Here is a 21,502-nt window from a genome sequence, read left to right as displayed (position 1 = left end):
ACCGATCATACGTTCAGGAATTTTGCGTCCAGCACAGCCTCAACCTGAAGATGTCCGGTACAGAGCCTTCGACTACACGCTGAATCAGTGGAACGTGATCGACTCGAACAATGTGATTAAAGCGGCGTTGACCCTGGGTGGAACCGTACGGTACACGGTGCTGACCCGCGCCACGCTGCCGTTCGCGAATGGGCAGAACCTGGGCGGTGCGGCGGGCGCGGCGGCATTGGTGTCCGATCCAGCGGCCGGGAAATCCGCGCCGGTGTGGTCGGATGGCGCGATCTGGCGCTACGTGGGAGCCAATTCGGTAGTGTGAATTCCACACAGAACCGGGCCTGAAATCAGGCCCGGAACACGCGCAAAACCCAGCTGTCGAGGATGGTGGTTACTCGTGGACGTCAGCCCGGAGTCGCGCAATCAGCCGGTCTTCAGCGCCGTCCGGCACAAGTCCATCCGGGTCGAAGACGTCAAGCAGCTCAGACCAGTCCGCCAGGTACTGCTCAGCCGCCACCTGGAACGCCGGATCATGCTGAAGACGTGTCTGCACCTCGTCCGCGAGTTCACCGCGCAGCACCCCGGAATAGTGCAGATCGAGCAGCACCAGGTCGTCGGTGGCACGCTCGTCGTTCATGCTGCCAAGTGTAAGAGTTCATCCGAATCCGCACATTGTGGAAATGTTGAACGCCGCTTCCCTCCCCAGGGTCGCGGCACTCAGCCCGGGAGGGCAAGTCGACGGCGTGCCGTATCTGCCCTGACCAGGCAGCAGCCGCATGAGAGGTTGCCTGTAGTCCATTCAGGCGCAATTCACAAGGACCGTCCCGCAAGAGGAGAGACTTCCGTATGAGAAACTACAGTCTTTGGCTATCGCCCGGGTTGCCCTCCACCTGTGACACGCCATGAAGGTTCACCGGTTCCTGGTGTTCCTTGCCGGAGCATACGCCGCGCGTTTCCTCCGTCTTCCCTTCAACGGCTGGCACGGCACTACGCTGCGGGACGGGGTTGGTCCAGTCACGCGCCGCACCTACTGGATTGATCTGGCGGCGCCGACCCGGCCCATGACCGATGTGGTGGACAGCGCCTTACAGCATCTACCGGAGCGCATCCCCAAACCTCTGGCCTGGTTCCGGCGGGTTCAGCCAGGTCCGCGCCGGACGGAAGTCGGCGATCAGTTCACCATCCTGATGCTCGGTGTGCGCCGCGCGCGGGTGCACGTCACAGCGATCCACCCGGACTGCTTCCGCCTGCACACTCTGAAGCAGCACTCCGAGTCTGGCTGGATCGAGTGTCGTACGGAACCGCTGGGTGGGGATCGGCACCGGTTGCAGGTGGTCTCGCAGGTGCGGGCAAGCAGCTGGTTTGACCGACTGGCGTACCTGCTGGGCGTCGGTATCCTGCAGCGCCTGACGTGGGAGGCGGGACTGCGGCGCATTCTGCAGTCCAGTGGGGGCCGGAAAGTCGGTCATGGCACGACCACGGTGGAGGCGCCCTGACCAACTGGGTGCCTTCGGCCCTGGTTCCTGCACGGGGGTCGGATGCTGATGGGGGGTGGGAGGTGCGGGCCGGTGACCCTCAGCATCAGCCTCTGCAGAGATGAGGAGCGCCGCTTCCCTTTCCAGGGTCGCGGCGCTTCTCATCTTGGGGTGAGTTCTTCTACTCCGGCCCCCGCCTACGGAGCCTACCGGTCCTGTTTGCGTCGGATGACCAGTTCGAGGCCGAGCAGATCCAGGAGCTGGCCCCAGCGCATCGGGATCTTGCTGGTGCCGTTGTTGAGCATGCGGTTGATGTAGACGCGGTCCACGTTCATCTGCTGCGCCACGGCCTCCTGGGTCATACCGTCCTCTTTCATCACGGCCTTGACCTGGCGGCACACATCCTGATTCACATCGGTCACCGTAGCACCTCCCGTGCACGAATGTGCCTGATTCAGGCACGTTATGCTTGACGGTACGTTACCTCAGATATAACGTCATGCCAACGGGTCACACCGACTCTGCGCGCGGCCGCTCACCGGAGCTGCGCGCTTCGTGCTGCCCACATCCCTGGAGGTCCCCCCTTGCACCCACGCCCCCTGGCCGCCCTCGCCCTGCCCCTCCTGCTCGCCGCCTGCAGCGTCACCGCTCCGCCCCGCGACAACGCCCAGTGGTCCAGCACCCTCCACGGCGTGACCGTCACGTGGCGCTGGACCACGCCCGGCGAACTGGCCCGCCGGACCGGCAACCCCGGCACGGCCGGGCACGCGAGTGTCCTGCCCGGCGCGTCCTCCTGCGTGGTGGACATCGACCCGAGCGTCTCGCCCGGCCAGCTCACGCGCATCGCGGCGCACGAGTTCGGGCATTGCCTCGCGGCCGCGAAGCTGCGGGTATTCGGGGACCCGCAGCATCCGGATCCGCACACGCACCAGCTGTTCGAGCGCTGGCCTGAGGCGTACGCGCAGGCGTACCTGCGGTCCTGCGGGCAGAGCCGCCGTCCGCTGGGCTGGACGGACCGCGCCGAGCCGCAGTGCAGCGCGCCGCCCACCGCCGAGGACATTCCCACCGACTGGTGACCCCACCCCACCCTGAACCCGCCCGAGCCGCCGCTCCGGGCGGGTTCGCTTTCCCCCCGAGGTGACCCATGACCCGACCCCTCCTGTCCCTGCTGGCCGTCCTGACCGGGTGCGGTCCGCCCCAGACCTCCCCCCCGGTCCCCGAGCCGCCGGCGCCGCTCGTCACCACCCCCTGGCCCGGGGTGCGGATCGAGTGGCACGCGGAGATCAGTCAGCAGGCGCTGGACCGCTCCGCCCGCCCTGGTGGGTTGGACGGGCACGTGCTGGGAACCGCGTGGATGCGGCCGGACGGCATATGCGAGGTGCACGTCATGTTCGACCGGCTGCTGACCCCGGAGGTGTCGGCGCACGAGGCCGCGCACTGCCTGGCCATCGCCCGGCGCGGCGACTGGACGGAGCCCCCAGCGGTCGCGTACGTGCCCCGGTACCTGCAGGCCTGCGGCGTGAGCGTCGCACCCCTCGGACTGCCCGACTCACGGCCCGCGACGTGCACGGGTCCGCCTGATCTGCGCATGAGCGACGTCGTCGTGACGTCGCCACTGACTTCAGTCGTCGCCAATCACACCGACGGACCGGCGAATCACCGTCAGCACGGTGACGGTCCACGCTCCATGAGAGGAGTCGGGGTATTGCATGCGCAAACCGTCAACCGCCCGTTGATCTGCCTCTCGTGTTCACTTCAGCGGCGGAGGTGAAACTGCAAGACATGTCGATTCTGCTCGCCTTCGTGTTGATTCAGGTGGCGCTCGGGGTGAGTCTGGCCCTGTGGTTCGGGTATCTCGCGTGGCGCGGCCCGAGACAACCCCGGATGCGGCCCGTGCCGCCGACCTGGTCTGCCGGCGATTGACCCTCCCGACTCCACGATCCGCCCCCGCTCTGAAGCGGGGGCGACACGCTGACTGTTTGGCGTGTCAGACCGGCGTGGGCGTTCATGACATTTCTGACATGAGCAGCGGGACACACTGAGGCTGTGACGTCGCCGCTGCCTCCTGACCGGTCCACCTACCTGCGCCGCTGCATGCTCCTGTCCATGAAGCGCCGCGTGCCCGCCCTTCTCACGGCGCTCCTCGTTCCCCTCGCGGGAGCCTTGGCCCTGAGTGTCTCCCTCCCCGCCGCCCTTGGCGTGGCACTGGCGGCCCTCCTCATCACCGCCAGCGTCATCGCTGTCCAGTCATACCAGCGGCACGCGGACGACCCTCTCCCTCCCCGCGTTCCATAACAGGTCAACTCCCCTCGCGCGCTCCAGCCACCCGGCCTGGAGCGCGTGTCTCATTCTGCCGGGCGGCCCTGGAGGCCCATGACGACACCCGATCCCCTCTCGCGCCTCTCCGACGAGGTGCAGCGTCTCTCTCAGATCGTCGACGGGAACCCGGGCATGAATGTCCGCCCCATCCGCGTCGTGACCGACGAGATCCAGACGACCGTCAAAGCCATTCAGAGTGAACGCGACAAGGAAAAAGCGTTCCAGCAGGGCATCATGCGCGTCCTGACGTTCCTGGGTGGCACCAGCCTGCTGAGCATCGTCGGCCTGATCGCCGCGCTGCTCAAGCTCTTCGGAGGAACGCCATGAAAACACACCGGCAGCTCCGCCTCCTGGATCGCCTGGCCATGTCCGTGTTCGCCCTGGCCCTGCTCGGCCTGGTGTTCGTCGGCGTGCGCACCCTGGCCAGCCCGCCCCCGTTCGCGTTCACGCAGGAGGCGTACCTCCCGGATCATCCGACGGTGTGCCCGGGCAACGCGCTCACGTGGCACCCGCAGCTGGTGGTGCGGCGCGCGCCGACGGTGCTGGCCATCGCGCGCAGCATCTGGGACGTAACGCGGGGGATGACGGTCGTGCCGGACGGCGCGCTGGACTTCTTCGTGTGGACCGATCAGGACGTCGGGACGCAGGTCAAGACGTCCCGCTCGATGCCTGTACCGCTCTTGCCGCCGGGCGTGTACGAGATCCGGGCGGGCGCGACGGCGTTCAACACGGACGCGGCCGCGTACCGCCTGCCGTTCGTGATTCCCGGCTCGTGCACCACGGAGAGTGGCCGATGACGGACTGGACGGCACTGATCGGCGCGCGACCCGGTGGGGATAGCGTGCAGCAGCTGGTGGCGCACTACGGCAACCCGCTCGGGCCGGGCGCCGTGGTGCCCAGGGGGAGCGCCACGTTCACGCCCAACCCGGCGTGGGAGGCCGCGAACCTCGTGACGCTGCAGCTGAGCGAGTTCCCCGGCTGGCCGCGCTACAGCAACCCGGCCGTCCACGTCACGCGGATCCGCGTGCACCGCCTGGTCGTCGAGCCCCTGCGGGCGACGTGGGCGGAGCTGCGCCGCCGCGGCCTGACGGGGCGGCTGCGGACCTTCGACGGCTGGTACAACCCACGCCGGGTGGGGCACGATTCGGACGCGCAGATCAGCACGCACGCGCTGGGCATCGCCGTCGATTTCGACGCGGCCTGGAACGGGTACGGCGTCCCGCGTGCCCGGATGCAGATCGACATGGACGTCGTGAGGTGCTTCCAGGAGTGCGGCTGGGAGTGGGGTGGCCTCTGGTCGGATCCCTGGGAGGACGGGATGCACTTCCAGTGGACGGACGGCCTGCGGGGCGTCGCGCAGCCCGCGTACCGCGACGCCATGGCCCGCGTGCCGGCCTCGCCGGTGATCCCCCCAGCACCAACACCACCAGGGCCGAAGCCGGTGGCCGACGCGCCGGTGGTGTTGGTGCCGGACGGTCAGGGTGGCTGGCGCGACGTCGCCGGGCAGCGCGTGACCCTGCCCGGCGGCACGGTCGTGAACGCCACGGATCCGCAGCGCCTCTGGATCGCCGAACGCTGAGCACCTTCGAACAGGGCGGCCACCTCCAGCGCGGGGTGGCCGCTCGCCCATTGCCCTGGAGGGTGAGATGACTCGAGTACTGAACTGGACAGTTGGAATGGTGGCCCTCGTCGACGCGCAGGCCCGCTGGCTGCTGGCGCTGATGCTGCTGGCCTGCGGGTCCGCGTTCGCACAGCCGGTGATGCCGGACCTGGGCGCGGATCCGCTGAGCTGGCTGCGCATGATGGCGAGCAACCCGGTGGCGCTGGGCCTCGTGGTGTTCGGGTTGGTGGAGACCTGGAAGCGCAACGCGGCCCGTAGGGAGCCGCCCCTGAACTGGCAGCCGTGGCGCTGGTGGACGGTCGCGTTCGTGATCGGCATGGGGGGCAGCGTCGCGCTGCGCTTCGCGGCAGGCCTGCTGCCGAGCGGTGTCCCACTGACCCTGCCAGACCTGCCGGCCGCGCTGCTGAACGGGGTGCTCGCGGGCGTGGTGGCGATCGCCGGGCGGGACGGGGCGCGCACTGTGCTGGGCTGGATCTGGCCGGGCGGCGCGGTGAGTCCTCCAGCAGTGGCCACCTCAGCCGCCGCGCCTGCTGGTGCCGACGTCGCATCCCCGCCGGCGGCCGCGTTCGACGCGGCGCTCCAGGCGCGCGGCCTGATAAGCCTACCGACGAGCACTGCGCTGCCCGCCGCGGCGCTGGCCACCCTGCGCGCCGTGCTGGGTGACCTGCTGCCGCAGAGCCTGACGCGTGAACAGGCGGTCGCCCTGGCGCTGCGCCTCGCGCCGATCGCGCCGGATCTTCTCGACCGCAGCCCCTACCTCAGCGAGCCGAACCGGCAGCGGGTCCTCGCGGTCGTCCAGGACCTGCGCGAGGAGTGGGGCCTGTGAGGCGGGCCGCGCTGCTGCTGCCCCTGCTGATCGTGGCGTGCGGCCTGCCACCCGAACGGTCGACGCTTGACGTGCAGGGCCTGACGGTCACCATCACGAACCCTGGCCCGGGCAGCTTGACCGGTGACGCGGCCCGCGCGGGGGACGGCCCTGCGCTGCGGGTACAGGGTGATCACGTCACGCCTGCGGGCGCGGCCGCCGACTGGTGCCGCGCGCAGGCAGGCAGTTGGGCGTGTAACCTTCCGCCCATCCCGGTGGAGCGGCTCGACGTGACCTTCCAGGCGGCAAGCACGGAACCGGCCCGGATCCGGCAGTCGAGCCTCTACGCCTACCGGGCAGGGCAGGGGGCAGTGCCCGTCATCCGCCTCTGGCCTCCTCTGCTGCCCTGACACGACGGACAACATGCGCCGTTCTGCCCCCCTGCCCCGGCTTCGGCCAGTGGCAGGGGGGCCTTTTTTCGTGTCATTCCCAGTCGTCCAAAGCTTCTGTTAGACGTTCAGGACGCATTTTGGCGTAGACCTGGGTGGTGCCGACGGTGCTGTGGCGCAGGTGGCGGCTGACGATATATATATCGCCCGTCTGTTCGAGCAACATGGTCGCCGCCGCGTGGCGCAGGCCGTGCACCTGACGCCGCTCGTACGTGACCCCGGCCAGGGTGCACAGAGCGCGCAGCAGCATCCGGATGGATTTCGGGCTCCGCCACGGGAGCACGTACCCAGTGCGGCTGTCCTCAGGTACGTCTGTGAGGGCAGCGTGCACCGGGCCGGATAGGTGGGCCCTCGCGGTCTTGCGCCCCTTGCCAGTGACCGTCATTCGCCGCCTGTCCAACTCCACGCGGTCCCAGGTCAGGCTCAACATCTCGCTCATCCTGAGCGCCCCGTGCGCCCCCAGCAGCAGCATCAGCTGCTCATCCGGGTCCGCGACGGCCATCGGGGCGGCGATGTCCTCGCGGGTGTACGCGTCGCGCCGGGACCAGGGGTCCGTGGGGTCCGCGACGCGTGGGGTATCCCCGAACGGGTCCGCCTGCAGCACTCCAGCCCAGCGGAGCGCCCGGTGCAGCGCGCGGGCTGCAGACCGGCGGGCGTTGATCGTGCCGGGGGTCAGGCCGGTCCGTTCGAGGGCGCGGAGGTACCCAACCGTGAGGTCCGTGTCGTGCTCCGTCATGCGCTTCCACCCGAGGGGGAGGGCGTAGGCGAGGTAAGCGTCGCGTAAGCGCGCAGGGTGTGGGGGCTGGTGTGGGCGCCCCCCCCGGCCGAGCAGACGCAGGGTGTCCAGGTTCAGGCAGATCAGCGTGTCGACGTCCCGGCGCTTCAGAGACTGGCGGACCACCTTGGTACGGTCTGTCCGGATCCGCAAGAATGATGTAGCGGCGTCTTATTTGAATATCTCTATCTGGTCATTTTCTGGAGACACATTAGACACTGAGCAATAAAATCTAGGCCAACATCACGGTCCAGACGGATCTTGGGTGCGGTCAGTTGTATAGCGGAATACAATTCCGGTGGGTCATTTTGGCATGGTCCGAGAATATCATCGGTGCAATCTAAGAGGGTTGGGATTATTAAAAGCACTTATAAAAGACTAGCTTGCGATGTATATGTGGCCTTCCCGGCATTCTAAGTGTAGCTCTCACTTTCGAGGATATATGCAGGAAACAAATCAGGCAGATACTCAGGATTTCTTTTATCAAGTGTTCGATATTATAAAGTCAGGACATGAATATTGCGACTCTGAGGCTTCGGATATTCAATGGCAAGTCGGAAATAAGTTAAATATTTTTCTTGAAGATAAGCCAGATAAGACCAAAATTGTATCAGAATTAGCGCTTTATCTGAAAAAGCATATAGGGAGTGGCTATTCTGAGCGGAATCTGCGGCATATGAGAAAACTAGCGAAATCGCCTCCAATTCCACATAAGTAAATATTCTTAAAACATCATTGTATCAAATCGGCATATCATTACCACTTGCAGAACATTATATAGGCGTTGACAAGTGCATCATAAAAGTCCAAATTCTTAGCAGAATACGGGTAGTAAGAGGTGCCTCTTCTGAAATCATGGCCACTTAAATGTTTACAACCGAATGTGAAAAGTGCGGTTTTTCACAGAAAATAATCCCCCCAATCAGGTGCATGCACTCCTGGTCATTTGCACCAGTCCTGTGACAATTCACCCTCGATAATGCCATTCAATGATATCCCCGGCGATACGGAACGCACGCCCAACGGTACGACGCTTCGCTCGCCGCAGCGAAGATGCCTTCACGCTGATTGAGATCCTCGTCGTGATCGCCATTCTCGGCATCCTCGGAACCATCGCCGCCTTCAACGTCGGGCGACTCCGACAACCCGCCGATGAGGCCGCCCGCGCACTGAACAGCGTCCTGACCGCCAGTCGCGCCCGCGCCATCGCATCGACGAGCGCGGTCCGCATTCAACGCCCAGCCTCCAGCCGGGTGTACACGACCAGCGTGGCCACCTCCTGCGCAGCACCAGCTTCTGGTTGGACCACGTTACCCGCCCTCACCTACACGGCGCCGAATGACCTCACCATCAGCACCTTCGCAACAGAATGGACCTCCTGCTTTACCAGTCGGGGAATTTTAACCGGCAGTTCGACACTGCCGACGGTCACCTTCACCGACAAGAATGCCCGGTCCAGAACGGTCACGGTCTATGCTGGCGGCGCAACGGAGGTCAAATGAACCATCAGCAGGGCTTCACTCTCATCGAAGTGCTGGTCACGATCAGCGTCATCGCCATCGGAGTCATGGCCCTGATCGCGCTGATGCTGAGTATCTTTCGGGTCAACCAGCAGGCCGATACCAAAACTCAGGCCATTCAACTAGCTCAACGTGAGTTCGACGATCTGAAAAGGGAAGCGTTGACCACGATCCCTGTCACCGGCAAAACGGAGGAGAACGTGACCTACAACAACAGGGCGTTCACCATACGCCAGGAATACTGCGTGACGACGTCATTCTGCGCCAGCAATCAGAAAAGCGTGCGGCTGTCTATCCTCTCGGGAACCACAGTGCTGTTCATGGGTGAAACGGTCCTGACCGACCTGAGGGCCAAGTGAACGGCGCGCGCTCCGGCTTTACCTTGACGGAACTGCTGATTGTCATGGCGGTCAGCGGCATCGTCATGACTGCCCTGCTGAACCTCGTGTTCTCATCGCAACGGATGTACCAGGCGGATATGGCACGGGTGGCCGTCAACCAGAACGCCTCGGTCGCACTCACCGCCATGACCAATGACCTCCGTCAAGCTGGAGAGCGGATGACGCGGGACGTCCCGGCTCTCCTGGTCAGCGGATCGAAGGGATCAGAAACGATCACGATGCGCCGAAGCATCCTTGACGCAGTGCTCCCCGTCTGCAAGGACGTGAAAGCGGGCACAGCGACGGACGTCGTCTTCGTGTCTAAAAAAGGAGGAGGCAAGGCCGATAAATATCCCGACGGGTGCAAGGACACGTCGACTGAGCTGGGCCTCGACGAGTGGAAAGCCTACCGGATCAAACAGGGTGGCAAGGTCGATGCCTACATCTACGATCCCGTGACCAAGGTCGGCGAAATGTTCGTCTACGACGCCGAAGACAACTCAGGGCAGCATATTCACCGTGGCGGCGGCAAATGGCTCAACGATTACGAGGCAGATCACAGCCCACGGCTGTACATCATGGAAGAAGTGTCGTATCAGCAGGATGGAACGTACCTCACGAGAAAAGTCGGCACGGGGGACGCCGTCCGGTATCTGCCTGGCGTCACTGAGTTCGATATTCAACCCTTCGTCCTGCAGAGCGGCACGCCTACTGTCGTCACTGGATCCTTCCCGACCTCCCCACTCACCTGGAAGGACCTCTATCGGCTCGACATTGTCCTGACTGCGCAGCAGAAAGTCGGCACGAGCACAGGGACCAGGACGTTCACATCGTCGTTTGTGCCCCGGAATGTCTTCTCGGAGGACCGGTAATGTTGCCCCTCACCCCCCCACCCGTCCAGCGTCCGAACCGGAGTGCCCGGGAGCATGGCTACATGTTGATCAGCGCCCTGCTGGTTATGGCGATGCTGATGCTGCTGGTCACGACGTACATGTTCACGAGTCTCAACTCTCCCCGAACGGCGCAGGCGAATGCCAATAGCCTCGCAGGCTTCATGGCCGCCGAAGGGGGCATGAACATGCGCGCCACGGAGATCCGAGCGAAATTCGTCAATTATGAACGTCCCTCCGGAACGAGCGTCACCGATTCCAGCAAATGTGCCGCCGGGAGTGGAGACTTCACCTGTATCTCCTACGCGATCGGGAACCGAACTGTCACGACCTTCGTGTATGAAACGACGGAAAAAGATGCCAGTGGCAACCTCGTTGAAACCGGCACGGTCGCGCCAGGTGAAACCTACGCTGGACTCAGTTACCAGCAGTACGCCTACCGCGTCGTCGGCAGCGCTGTAAAAGACAGCTTGACCGAAGCTAACGTGGAAATGGAATTCCAGAGCCGCCTGGTTCCTCTCTTCCAGTTCGCGGCGTTCTACACCGACGATCTGGAAATCAATCCCGGTCGTCCCATGGTCCTCAACGGCCGAGTGCACACCAATAAGGACCTCTACCTCTCTCCCGGCGTCTCGCTGGACATCACCGGCCAGACCACGGCTGGCGGGGAGATTCGCCGCGTGCGTAAAGAAAACGGCACGTGCAACGGCGGCACGATGAAATTCGCCGGTAAGGACGCACCCGGGTGCTTCACCAGTCCCATGACTGACGCTCAACTCCAGAGCTACGGCGGTCAGGTGAAATCTCGTCAGCCTGCCCTCACAGTCCCGTCGCTCGATTCCCTGGCTCCTGACCGGGCTGGCCTTGGAGGCAGCGAACTGTGGAGTAAAGCGGACGTCCGGGTCGTCTGGAATACCTTGACCAACAAGCCGGCAGTCCAGCGTGCTGACGGGAGCGAGGACACAGCAGCCACGAACGCGTTGCAATCATGCGCCGCCCTGACGCAGAGCACAACGTTTTACGACTCGCGTGAAGCTCGTCAGATCACCATGATGGACGTGGATCAAGCGAAACTGCTGGCGTGCATTCAGAGCAGTGGAAAGTTCACCGCTCAAGACGGCAAAGTCCTGACGATGTCTGACACCAGTGGCGGCGGACTGGCGATTCACTTCAGCTTCTACCCGGAAGGCAGTGATCAGAACAAGTACGGCGTTCGAATGAAAAATGGCGCCGCACTCGGACCGGCTGGCGGACCAGCACCGAAAGGCCTCAGCATCGCCACGAACCAACCCCTGTACGTTCAGGGCGACTACAACGTGGCAGGTAATGTGCCGGCGAGCCTGATGGGTGACACCATCAATGTGCTGTCCAGCGCCTGGGTCGATGGGAAGAAAACCGCTCTAACCACGGTGGCTGATCCTGCCAACCCGACGGAAATTCACGCTGCGTTCCTCGGAGGTACGGACGTCACCGGGAGTTCAAAGTACAACGGAGGCCTGGAGAACTACCCACGCTTCCACGAGAACTGGACTGCCAAAGAGTTCAAGTACGTGGGGAGCTTCGTTTCGTTGGGCTCACCCAAGAAGGCGAAGGGAGCGTGGTCCAGTGCCGTCTACAATGCGCCCGATCGGAATTGGTCGTATGACACGCTGTTCAACTCTGCCGATAAGCTTCCGCCCCTCACGCCTCGTTTCGTCTACCTCCGTCAACTCTTCTTCGCCCGGGAATTCTGAGCTCCGTTGTTGGGGTGTTGAGGTGAAGCGACTGAAGAATCCCGGTAGTACATTGATTTGTGAAGTAGGACTCTGAACCTATCGCTGCGGGCTTGCTGATCTGGCAAGCCCGCAGCGAATGAATCGAAGTGAGAGGTTGCCGTCCACCTCGAGTGAGGAGGATGCGGAGGTGCGTGAACACGATCCGCCTCAGCGTGAATCGTGTCGTCCGTCAGAGTGAGCGCTTCCCCTCAAGCCTTATCTCTGGCATCTGCTCCCAATTGGCGGACTCGCCCGTGCCCCTGGGAATGCCTGGCGTGCAAATTGAGTGGGCCACCGATTACTCGCAGGCCACCCCGTCGCTGTCCCGGTCGAGTTTTGGCGCGTAGCCCGGCTGGCCGCGCAGGAGGGGCGCCTTCCCAGCAGCGCGGACGGCAGCGCAGTTCGCGTAGGTGACGCCGGTCGTGGCCGGGGCGGGGGGCACGGTATTCGTCCGGGCGGTCCCGGCCGTGGGCGGACTGCCCGGGTTCTTCCGGTAGTCCCATGGGTTCTGGAAGGTGCCGGCGTACAGGCCTCGTTTCGCGCTCTTCGCCTGGCCCGCCGCGCTGCTGTAGATTCCGCCGCCGTACTGCAGGTAGGGGAGCGCCCAACCCTGCTGCACCAGCCAGCGGTTGATCTCCGTCCCGCCGACGGCACACACGCCGACCATGCGCCCGTAGCGGTCGGTGTCCTTGCGGGTGCAGGTGACGGTCTTGTTCCGCACGAGGTCCGCCAGGGCGAACGCCGCCTCCCGCCCGCAGCCGTACACCTTCCCGGCGCGGGTGCAGGTCTGACTGGATTCCGGCGCGTCAATCCCGAAGAGACGCACCTTCACGCCCCGGATCACGAGGGTGTCCCCGTCCGTGACGGTCGGAATACCGCTCACCGTGGCGGGGACCTGCGCGGCAGCGGTCGACAGGAGCAGCAGGGGCATCAGGGCGCGCATGCCCTGAGCGTACCCCCAGTGGTCAGGTACGGCACGCGCAGGTGAGCGGGCCTGTCACACTGCGTGCATGACTCCACACGACGAGGCGAACCTCACGCAGATCGCGTGGCTGCGCGAGACCCTGCCCGCTCAGCACGAGCAGGAACGCGTGGTGTTCGGCCTCGGGGATGGCAGCCGCCTCACGCTGCGCTTCACACCCTGGATCTGGGAACCCGCCGGGCACTTTCTCATCCCTCACCTGGAACTGGTGATCCATGACCGCGGGTACCTGCCGCTGGAGGTGCGGGTGTGGGACGCGGCCGAACAGACGGGCGTGAGCGTGCTGGCGTTCGATCACACCCCCGAGGAGCATGAGCCCGGCGTCGTGTTCTGACGGCCGGGAAGCGGGCACTCCGAAGCTGCGCAGAGACCTGCAGCGCGGCATCCGGCGCGGCCATCAGTCCACGTCGTCCCATGAACACCCCTCCCCCAGCGCCCGCGCTGCACACCGCGTGCGGCGAATCCGGACCCCCTGATCAGGGGTGACGACGATCGTCAGCGCGTCCGGCCGGCCTCTGCCACAGTGGGGTATGGCCGCCCCGCTCCGTCTCCTGCTCGCGGACGACAATCTCCCCGACCGCCTGCTGGCCGAAGCGGCGTTCGAGCACGTGGACGCCCCGACCGAGGTGACGTACTGCGAGAACGGTCAGCAGGTGCTCGCCACCCTGCTGGACCCGGACAGCGTGAAACCGGATGTCGTCGTCCTGGATCTGAACATGCCCGTCATGGACGGGCATGAGACCTTGCAGCGCATGCGGGCCCACCCGGCACTGACCCACGACCCGGTGGTGATTCTCAGTTCGTCGCGGGATGAGGCCGACATCGCGCGAGCGTACGACGAGCTGGCCACCCTGTATCTGGTCAAGCACCAGGACTTCCCGACGTTCGTGGCGCAGATGGAGGCACTGACCACCTTCTACGGATGGTGCCACTTTCCAGCGGCCACCGGCACCTGACGTGACGCGCGGGGCACCGGCTGCCCCACCAGGTGAGCGCCGGTGCCCCGCGGTGACGCTACGCTGATCCCGTGCCCTCCCCCTGTTCCATCTGGCTGCGGTGTCCGGTCGATCCGATTGTCGTCGCGCTGCACGCACCGTCGTGACGGCCCGGTCCGCGCAGGACCTGGCGCTGCTGCGGCAGCTCGCGTGGTACATCACGCGCCACACGATGCTCCCGACCCGCGACGAATACGACGCCACCCGCGGTGACCTGCCCGACGCCGCGGCCCTCACGGCCCGCCTGGGCTCCTGGACGGCCCTGTGGCGTGAAGCGCTCGGGTACGCGCTCCGCCGGCACCTGCCCGCGCATCACACGGACGCTCACACGGACGCGCTGGTGCTTGAACGCCGTCAGGCCGGGCAGACCCTGCAGACCATCGGGCAGGAACTGGGCGTACACGGCACGGCGGTGTCCGCGCGTCTGCGGCGCTTGCAGCGGGCGGGCGTGACCGTCCCACCGGCCGGGGAACCCCTGTGGGCGCGGGCGCAGATGGTCGAGTGGCCCGTCACGATCGAGCGTCTGGCGACGGCGCTGTACGGTCAGGTGACCGGTGAGACGCGCGCCCGGACGTCCGTCAACCTGAGTCACTGGGGCAAGAAAGGCCGGGTGGTGCGTGTCGCGCGGGGCGTGTATGACCTCGTCCGGGCCCGCCCCAACGACCCAGGATCTTGAGGAGGACGCCAGCGGCTAAGGGGAGTCGGACTGTTCGGCCCATTCCAGCGCACCAACCTGCCCCTGTAGGTGAGCGCGGAGGATCGCCGCGCAGTACTCAGCGGGCAGTAGACGCGCCTGCGCGGCCCGGTCCTCCACGTCCTGCAGATGCTCCGGGGATAGGTGCAGGAGGCGTCGGAGCAGCGACCGCTCCAGGTCCGCCAGCGTGTGGTGCTCGGGTGACATGAGCCAGCGTACGGCATGATGCTCGGCGCGGTCATCCTCCAGCAGGGGGCTGTCACGGGTCACCGCCCGCCTGAATGCGCTGCGCGTCCGCCCAGGTCCCCATGCCGTCTGGTTGAGAGCCGTTCAGGAACCGCCAGTGCCACGTGCCCGCGAGGCGCACGAACGTCACCAGTTGCAGGTCCGGCCGCACGACGTGATACAGCACGCCGTCCTGCGCGTCGCGCACTTCGGCCGGTAGCCGGTCCCCAGGAGTGAAGGGCATGGGTCAGCCTAGGGGTCGGTCATGTTCACGAGCAAGACCGGTGACCTCACGGCGGCCGTCTGTACTGAGTTCAATCTTCATGAACTGTTGAGCCAAGTGGTGTTGACCTGATCCCCCCCTATGAGGATCCTGCCGGAGGTCCCCACACTACAGGGGTCATGCCCGACCCGTTTCACCTGCTGGTCATCGATGACCAGACCAGCGATCTACTGCTCATCGAAGACACCCTCCAGGCCGACCATCCGGACGTCCACCTGACCCTCGTTCAGTCCGGGACCGACGCCTGGACGCACTGCCGGCACGGCCGATGCCCGGACCTGATCCTGCTCGACCTGCACCTGCCCGGTCAGTCCGGCCTGGATCTGCTGCGCGACCTCAAAACCGATCCCGCCACCCGGCGCATCCCAGTGGTCATCTACTCCACCAGTGCCGCACCCACCGACATTAAGGCCGCGTACGCCGCCCACGCCGCTGGATTCCTGACGAAACCCTTCCAGTACACCGAGCTACAACGTGTGCTGACGCACCTGCTGGACTTCTGGCGCGGGGCGCGCACCGATGCCGGTCAGGTGGACCCACTGGATTCCGTGGCAGACTGACCTTCATGAAGACGTCACGCCCCACCCGCCGACTGTGCGTCCTGCTGGTGGACGACAATCCAGCGGACTGCCTGCTGGCGGAAGAAGCCTTCGCCGCGGCCGATCAGGACGTCACGGTCCGGACCATTCAAAGCGGCGAGGCGGCCCTCCGCTGGCTGCAGGAGCGCGCCCAGGCGGGCGCGCTGCCGGACGTGATCATCCTGGACGTCAACATGCCCAGTCTCAGCGGCCTGGAGGTCCTCCAGGCCATCCGCGCGGACACCGCGTTCCGCCACCTGCCGGTCGTGATGCTCTCCACCTCGTCGCACCCCGAGGACGTGGACCGCGCGTACGACCTGATTGCCAGTTCATACCTGGTCAAGGAGCCGTCCTTCGGAGCGTTCGCGGCGCAGATCGAGGACTTCGTTCGGTACTGGCAGCGCTCCCGGTTCCGGACGGCGCCGTCGTCCCACTGATCCGCCAGCCCCGCCAGACGAGTGGTGCGGACCTCCGACACGTGTCCAGGGAACGGGTCCTTCCATTCCAGAATCGGCGGTCAGGGCGTGGCAGGGTCAGGGGGATGTCTGACGCGCCACGCTCTTCCGGACGCGCCCCGCTCGATCCTGCGGCCCACGCTGTCTTCACGCTGCAGGACGGGTGGCGGGTCACGCTGTGTCTCACCACGGGCACCTGGACCCCGGCGCTCCGCTCCCCGTACCTGTGGGCCCTGCAGGCGGAAGTCGCCCAGCTGCCCCGCCGGACGGAACACACCCTCAGCCGCGCCGCCCACCGCGCCGGCGCGACCCTCACCCGGATCGCCTAATCCACCGTCCGCCGCGTGGACTTCACGCGGTACATGTCCTGATCCGCGCGGCGCAGCACCTCCTGCGCCGTGCCGTCCGCTTCACGGATCAGACTGGCCCCCACGCTCACCCCCACCGTCACCGTTCCGCCCGGGACCTCCACCGCTCCGCTCACGGCCGCTTCCAGATCCCGGCAGGTCCCGGGTACCGCCGCCTCATCCGCGACGGGCAGCAGCGCCACGAATTCATCCCCGCCCACCCGTCCCGCCACGCCCGCCGGTTCCACCGCGGCCCGCAGGCGCGCCGCGATCACCTGCAGCACCTGATCTCCCGCCGCGTGCCCGTACGTGTCGTTGATTCCTTTGAAGTCGTCCAGGTCCAGGAACACCACCGCGTACGCCGCCGCCTCGCCGCGCACGTCCGAAACGCGGTCCAGCCACGCGGACCGGTGCAGCAGCCCGGTCAGGTCGTCATGCGCCGCCAGGAAACTCAGGCGCGTCACCGCGCCCCTCAGCGCCGCGGCCTGAACCTGCGCGGCCGTCACGTCCCGGTCCAGCCGCAGGATCAGGTCCGCGCCCGCCACCCGCACCAGACTGACCGTACTCTCGATCTGCAGGGTATGGCCCGCCCGGTGCCGGGAGACGGTCAGGCACCGCGTTCCGGGCTCCTGCGCCCGCACCCAGTCGAGATCCAGGTGGGCACTGCCCGGCTCGTCCACCTGGTGGATCGACTGACCGATCAGGTCCTGCGGTGCGTACCCCGTCATCTGCGCGAACGCCGGATTGCAGTTCACGATGCGGCCCTCTCGGGGGTCGATCAGCACGACGCCGTCCGCTGAGCAGATGAACAGCGTGCGGAACAGCGTTTCGCTCTCTTCCAGTGCCTGGCGGGCCCGGCGTTCCTCCGTGACGTCGATGCCGGTGCACACGACCAGCTCGATCGCGCCGGTCTCGTCGTAGAGGAAGCTCGCCATCCAGTGAATGAACCGCACGTCGCCCTGCGGGGTCCGCCATGTGTTCTCGTAGGTGCCGGGCGTGACCCGTGGGACGATCTGACGGAACAGCGCCTCGGCGCGCGCGGCTTCCACCGGGTCGAGCACGAGCGGCCAGAGAAGCTGTCCCTGCACCTCGGCTTCCTGACGGCCGGACAGGCGCTCGCAGGTGGGGTTGAAGCGGATGATCCGTCCGGTGCGGTCCAGGATGAGGACGAGCGCGTCGGTGATGTCGAAGGCGACGGCGGTGACGCGCTGAAGGTGACGGGCGAGGAGGGCGCCGGGCTCGGTGGAGTCAGCGGACATTCTTCAGCGTACCCGGTACGGGGGCGGGTGTCTGGCCTCAGAACGGGTGCGCCCCCGTCAGCCGGACTGCTGGGCGGCCTGCAGGGCGGCGTGCGCCGCGTCCGGGTCGGCCACCTGGTAGGTGCCGCGCCCGATGCGCTGAAGGGCGATGAGCTCACCGCCCTTGAGAGTCAGGGTCTGACTATAGATCGAAGTCCGGACGGACATTTCTTTGTACGGTGCGCTCCGCTGCTGCAGGACGCGGTACACGTCCGACGCACGAAACGGCACCTCGCCCGCGGCGTGCAGGGCGAGCATCACTTCGAGGATCAGCGTGTGGCTGTGCATCACGCCCATGAGTGTACGCGCGGTCAGCGGCCGGAGTGACCCCCGTCAGGTGGGTCCAGTTCGCACCCCACCGCCTGGGGGAGCGCGCCGCACTCCTGTGCGCCGCACTCTTTTGGCCGCACTTCTCCCGTCTCAGGCAACCTGCACGGGGTCCTGCTCCAGACCCTCCCGGATGAGGGTCACGAAGGCGGTCACCACCTGCGGATCAAACTGCCGCCCCGCCTGCGCCTGCACTTCCGCCAGCGCGGCCTCCACGGACCACGCGGCCTTGTACGGCCGTACGCTCGTCAGGGCATCGAAGACGTCACACACTGCGAACAGGCGACCCTCCTCGCTGATCGCCTCGCCCTGCGTGCCGTGCGGGTAGCCGGCGCCGTCCCACCGCTCATGGTGATCCCGGATGACGTTCAGCGCCTGGGGTGGCAGGAACCCCAGGGCCTGCGCGAACCGCGCGCCCTCCAGGACGTGCCGCTGCATCTCGCGGCGCTCCACGTCATCCAACAGGCCCGGCTTGAGCAGAATGCGGTCCGGAATCGCGATCTTCCCCACGTCATGCAGGTACGCGCCCCAGCGCAGCGCCTGGTGCCGCTCGACCGACCAGCCCAGGCGGACGGCCAGCTGCTCGGCCCGTGCCGTCACGCGGTCCGTGTGCCCCTGCGTCTCCTGATCCCGGGTTTCCAGCGCCAGTCCAAGGGCCCTCAGGGCCGCTTCACGCGCGTCCCTGGCCTGCTGCTCCGCCGTCAGGCGACCCGCGAGGACCGCCAGGGTCGCGCCGATACTGCGGAAGAGGTCCCGCTCGGCCGCCTGCCACTCGTGCCGGACGAACGTATGCATGAGAAAAGCGCCCAGCAGGCGCCCCGTGGATGACCGGACCGGCGCCGCCGCGAGGCTGACCACGTTCAGTTCCGGGAAGCCGGCCGTGACGGGCGACGACGCGGTATCCGCGAAGAAGAGCGGCGCGCCGCTCTCCTGAATGGCCAGCAGGAGCGGAGTGTGCTGGGGGAGCCCGTGCGTGGCAATGGCCTGCATGGCCGGCGTGCTGGGCAACTCGCCGGCGGCCGCGCGCACGCGGAAGGTCAGGTCCTGGTCTTCGAGGTGGAAGTACGCGCTCCCGACGGCGGCCGTGTCACTGATCAGCGCGTCCAGGGTGGGAACGATGCCGCTGGGGAGATCTGGAGCGCTCAGGGCGACGTGCGTGAGGTGGAGGAGTCGCTCGGCCAGACTGTGGGCGGCCTCGTCAGGCGGACTGGCCCCCATCGCATGTTCGGACATGCCGTTCAGTCTGCCGGGCGGCCTGTCACAGCTTCCCGACGTGAGGGGTGATCCACTGGAGGACCTGACGTCAAGTGGTGGTCGTGGATGGGGGGAGGGTCTCGGTCGCGGGCTGGTGGTCCTGCGCCAGCCAGGGTCCCCAGATGCACGCCTGATTCCGGCCGCTGCGCTTGGCGGCGTAGAGCGCCTGATCGGCCCGTTCGATCAGCTGCTCCGGCATCAGGGCCGCCCACTGCACGCCGCCCAGCGAGACCGTCACTGATCCCCGGATGGACGCCAGCGGTAACGCCGCGACACCTGACCGGAGGCGTTCGGCGACGCGGATGAGGCTGCCGACCTGCACGTTCCGCAGGATCAGGGCGAATTCCTCACCGCCGTACCGGTACGCGCGGTCCCGGCCGCGACCTTCACGCTCCAGCAGACGCGCCACCTCCTGCAGCACCTCGTCGCCCGCCTGGTGACCGAACGTGTCGTTCACGCGTTTGAAGTGATCGATATCCACCAGCAGCAGCGCGTCCCCGGAGCCCATGGCGGTCAGGTCCTGATCGAACTGGCGGCGGTTGCCGAGTCCGGTCAGGGGATCGGTCAGGGCTGCCGACTGCCACTGACTGGTCAGGCGCAGCACGTGGAACCGCTCACTGAGGATGCCCCAGCCGGCCAGCGCCCCGGCGACACTGAGCAGGAGCAGCAGCGGGTAGATCTGCACGAAGAGGCGCACGCCATCCGGGAGGAACAGCACTGGCACGCCATTGAGCAGGAACATCAGGATGATGCTGGGCCAGTGCTTCCAGAAGAGCGGCCCCATGGGCGGCACCACCCGCCGCACCAGGGACGTGATCAGGATGACGCTCAGCAGGCTGGGAATAGCGGCGTACACGCCGATGCCCCCCAACCAGACGCGGTAGATCAGCAGCGGAAGCGCAACCATCAGCCCGGCGACAGGTCCGAACTGCAGCGTCACGAACGCGATGGGCACGGCCCGCAGGTCGACCTGGATGCCGGGCGCGAGGTGAGCTGGGAAGAACATCAGCGTGAGGGCCGCGGCCGAGAACGCCGCGAGGCGCGCCACGTGAGACCAGCCACGCGTCGACACGGGCCAGGACCGGAACGTGAACCGCAGCAGGTAATGGACGCTGATCAACAGACACAGATTGAAGAGCAGTTCACGGAACATGGCAGGGCTCCCATTCAGAGAATCGTAAGGTGAGGACCGTCGGGCCACCTTACCCCAGAGCACGCCGTCCACATGCAGGCTTTCTCGTCCGACCCACTCCCATCTCGCGAGGTGATCCCATGAGTCCAGCGCCCACCCCCTCCAATGAAGCCGCGCGCCTGCTCGATCTGGCGCGGTACCGCGTGCTCGACACCGATCGGGAAGAACCGTTCAACCGCATCACCCGGCTCGCCGCGCGCCTGCTGCGCACGCCGGTCGCCGTTCTCAACTTCGTTGATCAGTACCGGCAGTGGGGCAAAGCCATGGTCGGCCTGACCGACACCGAGGCGCCCAGGGAACACTCCTTCTGCGCCTGGACGATCAACGGGGACGAGCCGTTCGTGGTCGAGGATGCCCGGACGGATCCCCGCTTTCATGACAACCCCATGGTCACGGGTGAGCCCCGCATCTGCATGTACGCGGGCGCGCCGCTTCTCACGCCGGCCGGTCACCGGATCGGCACGCTGTGCGTGACGGATGACCGCCCGCATCCTCTTGCCGCGGAAGACCTGCAGGACCTGCAGGACCTGGCGGCTCTGGCCATGCAGGAACTCGAATTGCGTCGCCTGCTTCTGGACGCCGCCCAGGTGGCGGACGCGCACCGCCGCCAGGCGGAGGAGCTGCGGCAGGTGCTGGCGCAGGCCCGCGTGGTCGACGGCATCAGCAGCCTGATGGATCTGGACCTGCCCGTCGAGGAGACGGTGGAGATCGCCGCGTCCCTGGTCAGTGACGCCCTGGAGGCGGACTTCACGGCGGTACTGATGCCCGGTGACGCGGGGTACACGGCGCGGGTGCTCCAGTCCGCGCGGACGTACCCGGCCGAGGTCCACGCGGCGGCGCAGGACCTGCTGGCGGGCACGAGCGGCCTCCTGGGCGTGCTGGACACCAGG

Annotated in this window: 32 protein-coding genes; 22 read left to right on the top strand and 10 right to left on the bottom strand. The window is 66.2% G+C overall.

All coding sequences use genetic code 11. The annotated features are described in order from the left end of the window. On the top strand, positions 1-316 hold a 316-nt coding region (locus IEY69_RS20505; RefSeq protein WP_229784161.1), incomplete at its 5' end, for a hypothetical protein. Positions 317-385: 69 nt separating this feature from the next. Here the strand turns inward: IEY69_RS20505 and IEY69_RS20500 are convergent. Then, entirely contained in the window at positions 386-631 is a 246-nt protein-coding gene (locus IEY69_RS20500) for a hypothetical protein (protein ID WP_189074945.1), read from the bottom strand. 265 nt (positions 632-896) lie between these two features. Here IEY69_RS20500 and IEY69_RS20495 point away from each other — a divergent pair, with 265 nt between their 5' ends. Further along, positions 897-1,490, top strand: coding sequence for a hypothetical protein (locus tag IEY69_RS20495; RefSeq protein WP_189074944.1), 594 nt, complete (start codon positions 897-899; stop codon positions 1,488-1,490). Positions 1,491-1,675: 185 nt separating this feature from the next. Here the strand turns inward: IEY69_RS20495 and IEY69_RS20490 are convergent, their stop codons facing one another. Beyond that, positions 1,676-1,846 (bottom strand): helix-turn-helix domain-containing protein, encoded by a 171-nt coding sequence (locus IEY69_RS20490; protein WP_268243881.1) that lies wholly within the window; start codon positions 1,844-1,846, stop codon positions 1,676-1,678. Positions 1,847-2,053: 207 nt separating this feature from the next. Between IEY69_RS20490 and IEY69_RS20485 the strand changes: the two genes are divergently transcribed. From IEY69_RS20485 to IEY69_RS20445, 9 genes are all read left to right on the top strand, one after another. Beyond that, complete coding sequence (locus IEY69_RS20485; RefSeq protein ID WP_189074942.1) at positions 2,054-2,545, top strand: hypothetical protein; 492 nt, start codon at positions 2,054-2,056, stop codon at positions 2,543-2,545. Between the two features lie 68 nt (positions 2,546-2,613). Next, the gene (locus IEY69_RS20480) at positions 2,614-3,240 is read left to right on the top strand and encodes a hypothetical protein (RefSeq protein ID WP_189074941.1); all 627 of its coding nucleotides are present in this window, start codon (positions 2,614-2,616) and stop codon (positions 3,238-3,240) included. 11 nt (positions 3,241-3,251) lie between these two features. After that, positions 3,252-3,392 (top strand): hypothetical protein, encoded by a 141-nt coding sequence (locus IEY69_RS20475; RefSeq protein ID WP_189074940.1) that lies wholly within the window; start codon positions 3,252-3,254, stop codon positions 3,390-3,392. A 123-nt stretch (positions 3,393-3,515) separates the two neighbouring features. Beyond that, positions 3,516-3,764: a hypothetical protein gene (locus IEY69_RS20470; RefSeq protein ID WP_189074939.1), complete on the top strand. Its 249-nt coding sequence runs from the start codon at positions 3,516-3,518 to the stop codon at positions 3,762-3,764. 78 nt (positions 3,765-3,842) lie between these two features. After that, entirely contained in the window at positions 3,843-4,115 is a 273-nt protein-coding gene (locus IEY69_RS20465) for a hypothetical protein (RefSeq protein ID WP_189074938.1), read from the top strand. Beyond that, positions 4,112-4,585: a hypothetical protein gene (locus IEY69_RS20460; protein ID WP_189074937.1), complete on the top strand. Its 474-nt coding sequence runs from the start codon at positions 4,112-4,114 to the stop codon at positions 4,583-4,585. The genes IEY69_RS20465 and IEY69_RS20460 overlap by 4 nt, the downstream gene beginning before the upstream one ends. Then, positions 4,582-5,367, top strand: coding sequence for a M15 family metallopeptidase (locus IEY69_RS20455; protein ID WP_189074936.1), 786 nt, complete (start codon positions 4,582-4,584; stop codon positions 5,365-5,367). Before IEY69_RS20460 ends, IEY69_RS20455 begins: the two co-directional genes overlap by 4 nt. 67 nt (positions 5,368-5,434) lie before the next feature. Further along, positions 5,435-6,235, top strand: a complete 801-nt coding sequence (locus IEY69_RS20450) for a hypothetical protein (protein ID WP_189074935.1) — start codon at positions 5,435-5,437, stop codon at positions 6,233-6,235. Next, a complete protein-coding gene (locus tag IEY69_RS20445; protein ID WP_189074934.1) occupies positions 6,232-6,624 on the top strand; it encodes a hypothetical protein in 393 nt (130 codons plus the stop codon). Before IEY69_RS20450 ends, IEY69_RS20445 begins: the two co-directional genes overlap by 4 nt. A gap of 73 nt (positions 6,625-6,697) precedes the next feature. On the opposite strand, the gene IEY69_RS20440 is transcribed toward IEY69_RS20445, so the two are convergent. After that, positions 6,698-7,399 (bottom strand): tyrosine-type recombinase/integrase, encoded by a 702-nt coding sequence (locus IEY69_RS20440; protein WP_189074933.1) that lies wholly within the window; start codon positions 7,397-7,399, stop codon positions 6,698-6,700. Positions 7,400-8,427: 1,028 nt separating this feature from the next. Here IEY69_RS20440 and IEY69_RS20430 point away from each other — a divergent pair. The 4 genes from IEY69_RS20430 (at position 8,428) to IEY69_RS20415 (ending at position 11,961) form a co-directional block, all read left to right on the top strand. Continuing rightward, positions 8,428-8,940, top strand: a complete 513-nt coding sequence (locus IEY69_RS20430) for a pilus assembly FimT family protein (RefSeq protein WP_189074931.1) — start codon at positions 8,428-8,430, stop codon at positions 8,938-8,940. Then, a complete protein-coding gene (locus IEY69_RS20425) occupies positions 8,937-9,317 on the top strand; it encodes a type IV pilus modification PilV family protein (protein ID WP_189074930.1) in 381 nt (126 codons plus the stop codon). Before IEY69_RS20430 ends, IEY69_RS20425 begins: the two co-directional genes overlap by 4 nt. Further along, the gene (locus IEY69_RS20420) at positions 9,314-10,210 is read left to right on the top strand and encodes a type II secretion system protein (protein WP_189074929.1); all 897 of its coding nucleotides are present in this window, start codon (positions 9,314-9,316) and stop codon (positions 10,208-10,210) included. Before IEY69_RS20425 ends, IEY69_RS20420 begins: the two co-directional genes overlap by 4 nt. A 62-nt stretch (positions 10,211-10,272) precedes the next feature. Then, entirely contained in the window at positions 10,273-11,961 is a 1,689-nt protein-coding gene (locus IEY69_RS20415) for a hypothetical protein (protein ID WP_189074928.1), read from the top strand. A 319-nt stretch (positions 11,962-12,280) separates the two neighbouring features. On the opposite strand, the gene IEY69_RS20410 is transcribed toward IEY69_RS20415, so the two are convergent. After that, a complete protein-coding gene (locus IEY69_RS20410; protein ID WP_189074927.1) occupies positions 12,281-12,925 on the bottom strand; it encodes a thermonuclease family protein in 645 nt (214 codons plus the stop codon). 67 nt (positions 12,926-12,992) lie between these two features. On the opposite strand from IEY69_RS20410, the gene IEY69_RS20405 reads away from it, so the two are divergent. The 3 genes from IEY69_RS20405 to IEY69_RS20395 all read left to right on the top strand — a co-directional run bounded on the left by IEY69_RS20405 (position 12,993) and on the right by IEY69_RS20395 (position 14,635). After that, positions 12,993-13,298, top strand: coding sequence for a hypothetical protein (locus tag IEY69_RS20405; RefSeq protein ID WP_189074926.1), 306 nt, complete (start codon positions 12,993-12,995; stop codon positions 13,296-13,298). Between the two features lie 196 nt (positions 13,299-13,494). After that, positions 13,495-13,920, top strand: coding sequence for a response regulator (locus IEY69_RS20400; RefSeq protein ID WP_189074925.1), 426 nt, complete (start codon positions 13,495-13,497; stop codon positions 13,918-13,920). Between the two features lie 142 nt (positions 13,921-14,062). After that, positions 14,063-14,635: an Lrp/AsnC family transcriptional regulator gene (locus tag IEY69_RS20395; protein WP_189074924.1), complete on the top strand. Its 573-nt coding sequence runs from the start codon at positions 14,063-14,065 to the stop codon at positions 14,633-14,635. Between the two features lie 15 nt (positions 14,636-14,650). Here IEY69_RS20395 and IEY69_RS20390 read toward each other — a convergent pair whose 3' ends face one another. Together IEY69_RS20390 and IEY69_RS20385 are read right to left on the bottom strand one after the other, a co-directional pair. Continuing rightward, positions 14,651-14,923 carry a hypothetical protein gene (locus tag IEY69_RS20390; protein WP_189074923.1) on the bottom strand — a complete coding sequence of 91 codons (273 nt, stop codon included), beginning with the start codon at positions 14,921-14,923 and terminating at the stop codon, positions 14,651-14,653. Further along, the gene (locus IEY69_RS20385) at positions 14,913-15,122 is read right to left on the bottom strand and encodes a hypothetical protein (protein ID WP_189074922.1); all 210 of its coding nucleotides are present in this window, start codon (positions 15,120-15,122) and stop codon (positions 14,913-14,915) included. The genes IEY69_RS20390 and IEY69_RS20385 overlap by 11 nt, the downstream gene beginning before the upstream one ends. Positions 15,123-15,280: 158 nt before the next feature. Between IEY69_RS20385 and IEY69_RS20380 the strand changes: the two genes are divergently transcribed. The 3 genes from IEY69_RS20380 to IEY69_RS20370 all read left to right on the top strand — a co-directional run bounded on the left by IEY69_RS20380 (position 15,281) and on the right by IEY69_RS20370 (position 16,523). Further along, positions 15,281-15,721, top strand: coding sequence for a response regulator (locus IEY69_RS20380; protein ID WP_189074921.1), 441 nt, complete (start codon positions 15,281-15,283; stop codon positions 15,719-15,721). Positions 15,722-15,726: 5 nt separating this feature from the next. Further along, the gene (locus IEY69_RS20375; protein WP_189074920.1) at positions 15,727-16,176 is read left to right on the top strand and encodes a response regulator; all 450 of its coding nucleotides are present in this window, start codon (positions 15,727-15,729) and stop codon (positions 16,174-16,176) included. Positions 16,177-16,280: 104 nt separating this feature from the next. Next, positions 16,281-16,523 (top strand): hypothetical protein, encoded by a 243-nt coding sequence (locus tag IEY69_RS20370; RefSeq protein WP_189074919.1) that lies wholly within the window; start codon positions 16,281-16,283, stop codon positions 16,521-16,523. Here the strand turns inward: IEY69_RS20370 and IEY69_RS20365 are convergent. From IEY69_RS20365 to IEY69_RS20350, 4 genes are all read right to left on the bottom strand, one after another. Next, on the bottom strand, positions 16,520-17,800 hold the full coding sequence (locus IEY69_RS20365; protein ID WP_189074918.1) for a GGDEF domain-containing protein: 1,281 nt from the start codon (positions 17,798-17,800) through the stop codon (positions 16,520-16,522). The two genes, IEY69_RS20370 and IEY69_RS20365, sit on opposite strands and share 4 nt — an antisense overlap. Before the next feature lie 57 nt (positions 17,801-17,857). Further along, entirely contained in the window at positions 17,858-18,127 is a 270-nt protein-coding gene (locus IEY69_RS20360; protein WP_444542400.1) for a DUF7669 domain-containing protein, read from the bottom strand. A 132-nt stretch (positions 18,128-18,259) separates the two neighbouring features. Beyond that, complete coding sequence (locus IEY69_RS20355; RefSeq protein WP_229784160.1) at positions 18,260-19,399, bottom strand: HD-GYP domain-containing protein; 1,140 nt, start codon at positions 19,397-19,399, stop codon at positions 18,260-18,262. 70 nt (positions 19,400-19,469) lie between these two features. Next, a complete protein-coding gene (locus IEY69_RS20350; protein WP_189074916.1) occupies positions 19,470-20,573 on the bottom strand; it encodes a GGDEF domain-containing protein in 1,104 nt (367 codons plus the stop codon). A 119-nt stretch (positions 20,574-20,692) separates the two neighbouring features. On the opposite strand from IEY69_RS20350, the gene IEY69_RS21870 reads away from it, so the two are divergent. Then, positions 20,693-21,502, top strand: an 810-nt coding sequence (locus tag IEY69_RS21870; RefSeq protein ID WP_229784158.1) for a GAF domain-containing protein, incomplete at its 3' end; no start/stop codon positions are given.

Source organism: Deinococcus sedimenti, assembly GCF_014648135.1.
In the GTDB taxonomy this organism is placed as follows: domain Bacteria; phylum Deinococcota; class Deinococci; order Deinococcales; family Deinococcaceae; genus Deinococcus; species Deinococcus sedimenti.
Note: the sequence above shows the minus strand (reverse complement) of the source record. Positions and strands in the feature narration are given on the sequence as shown.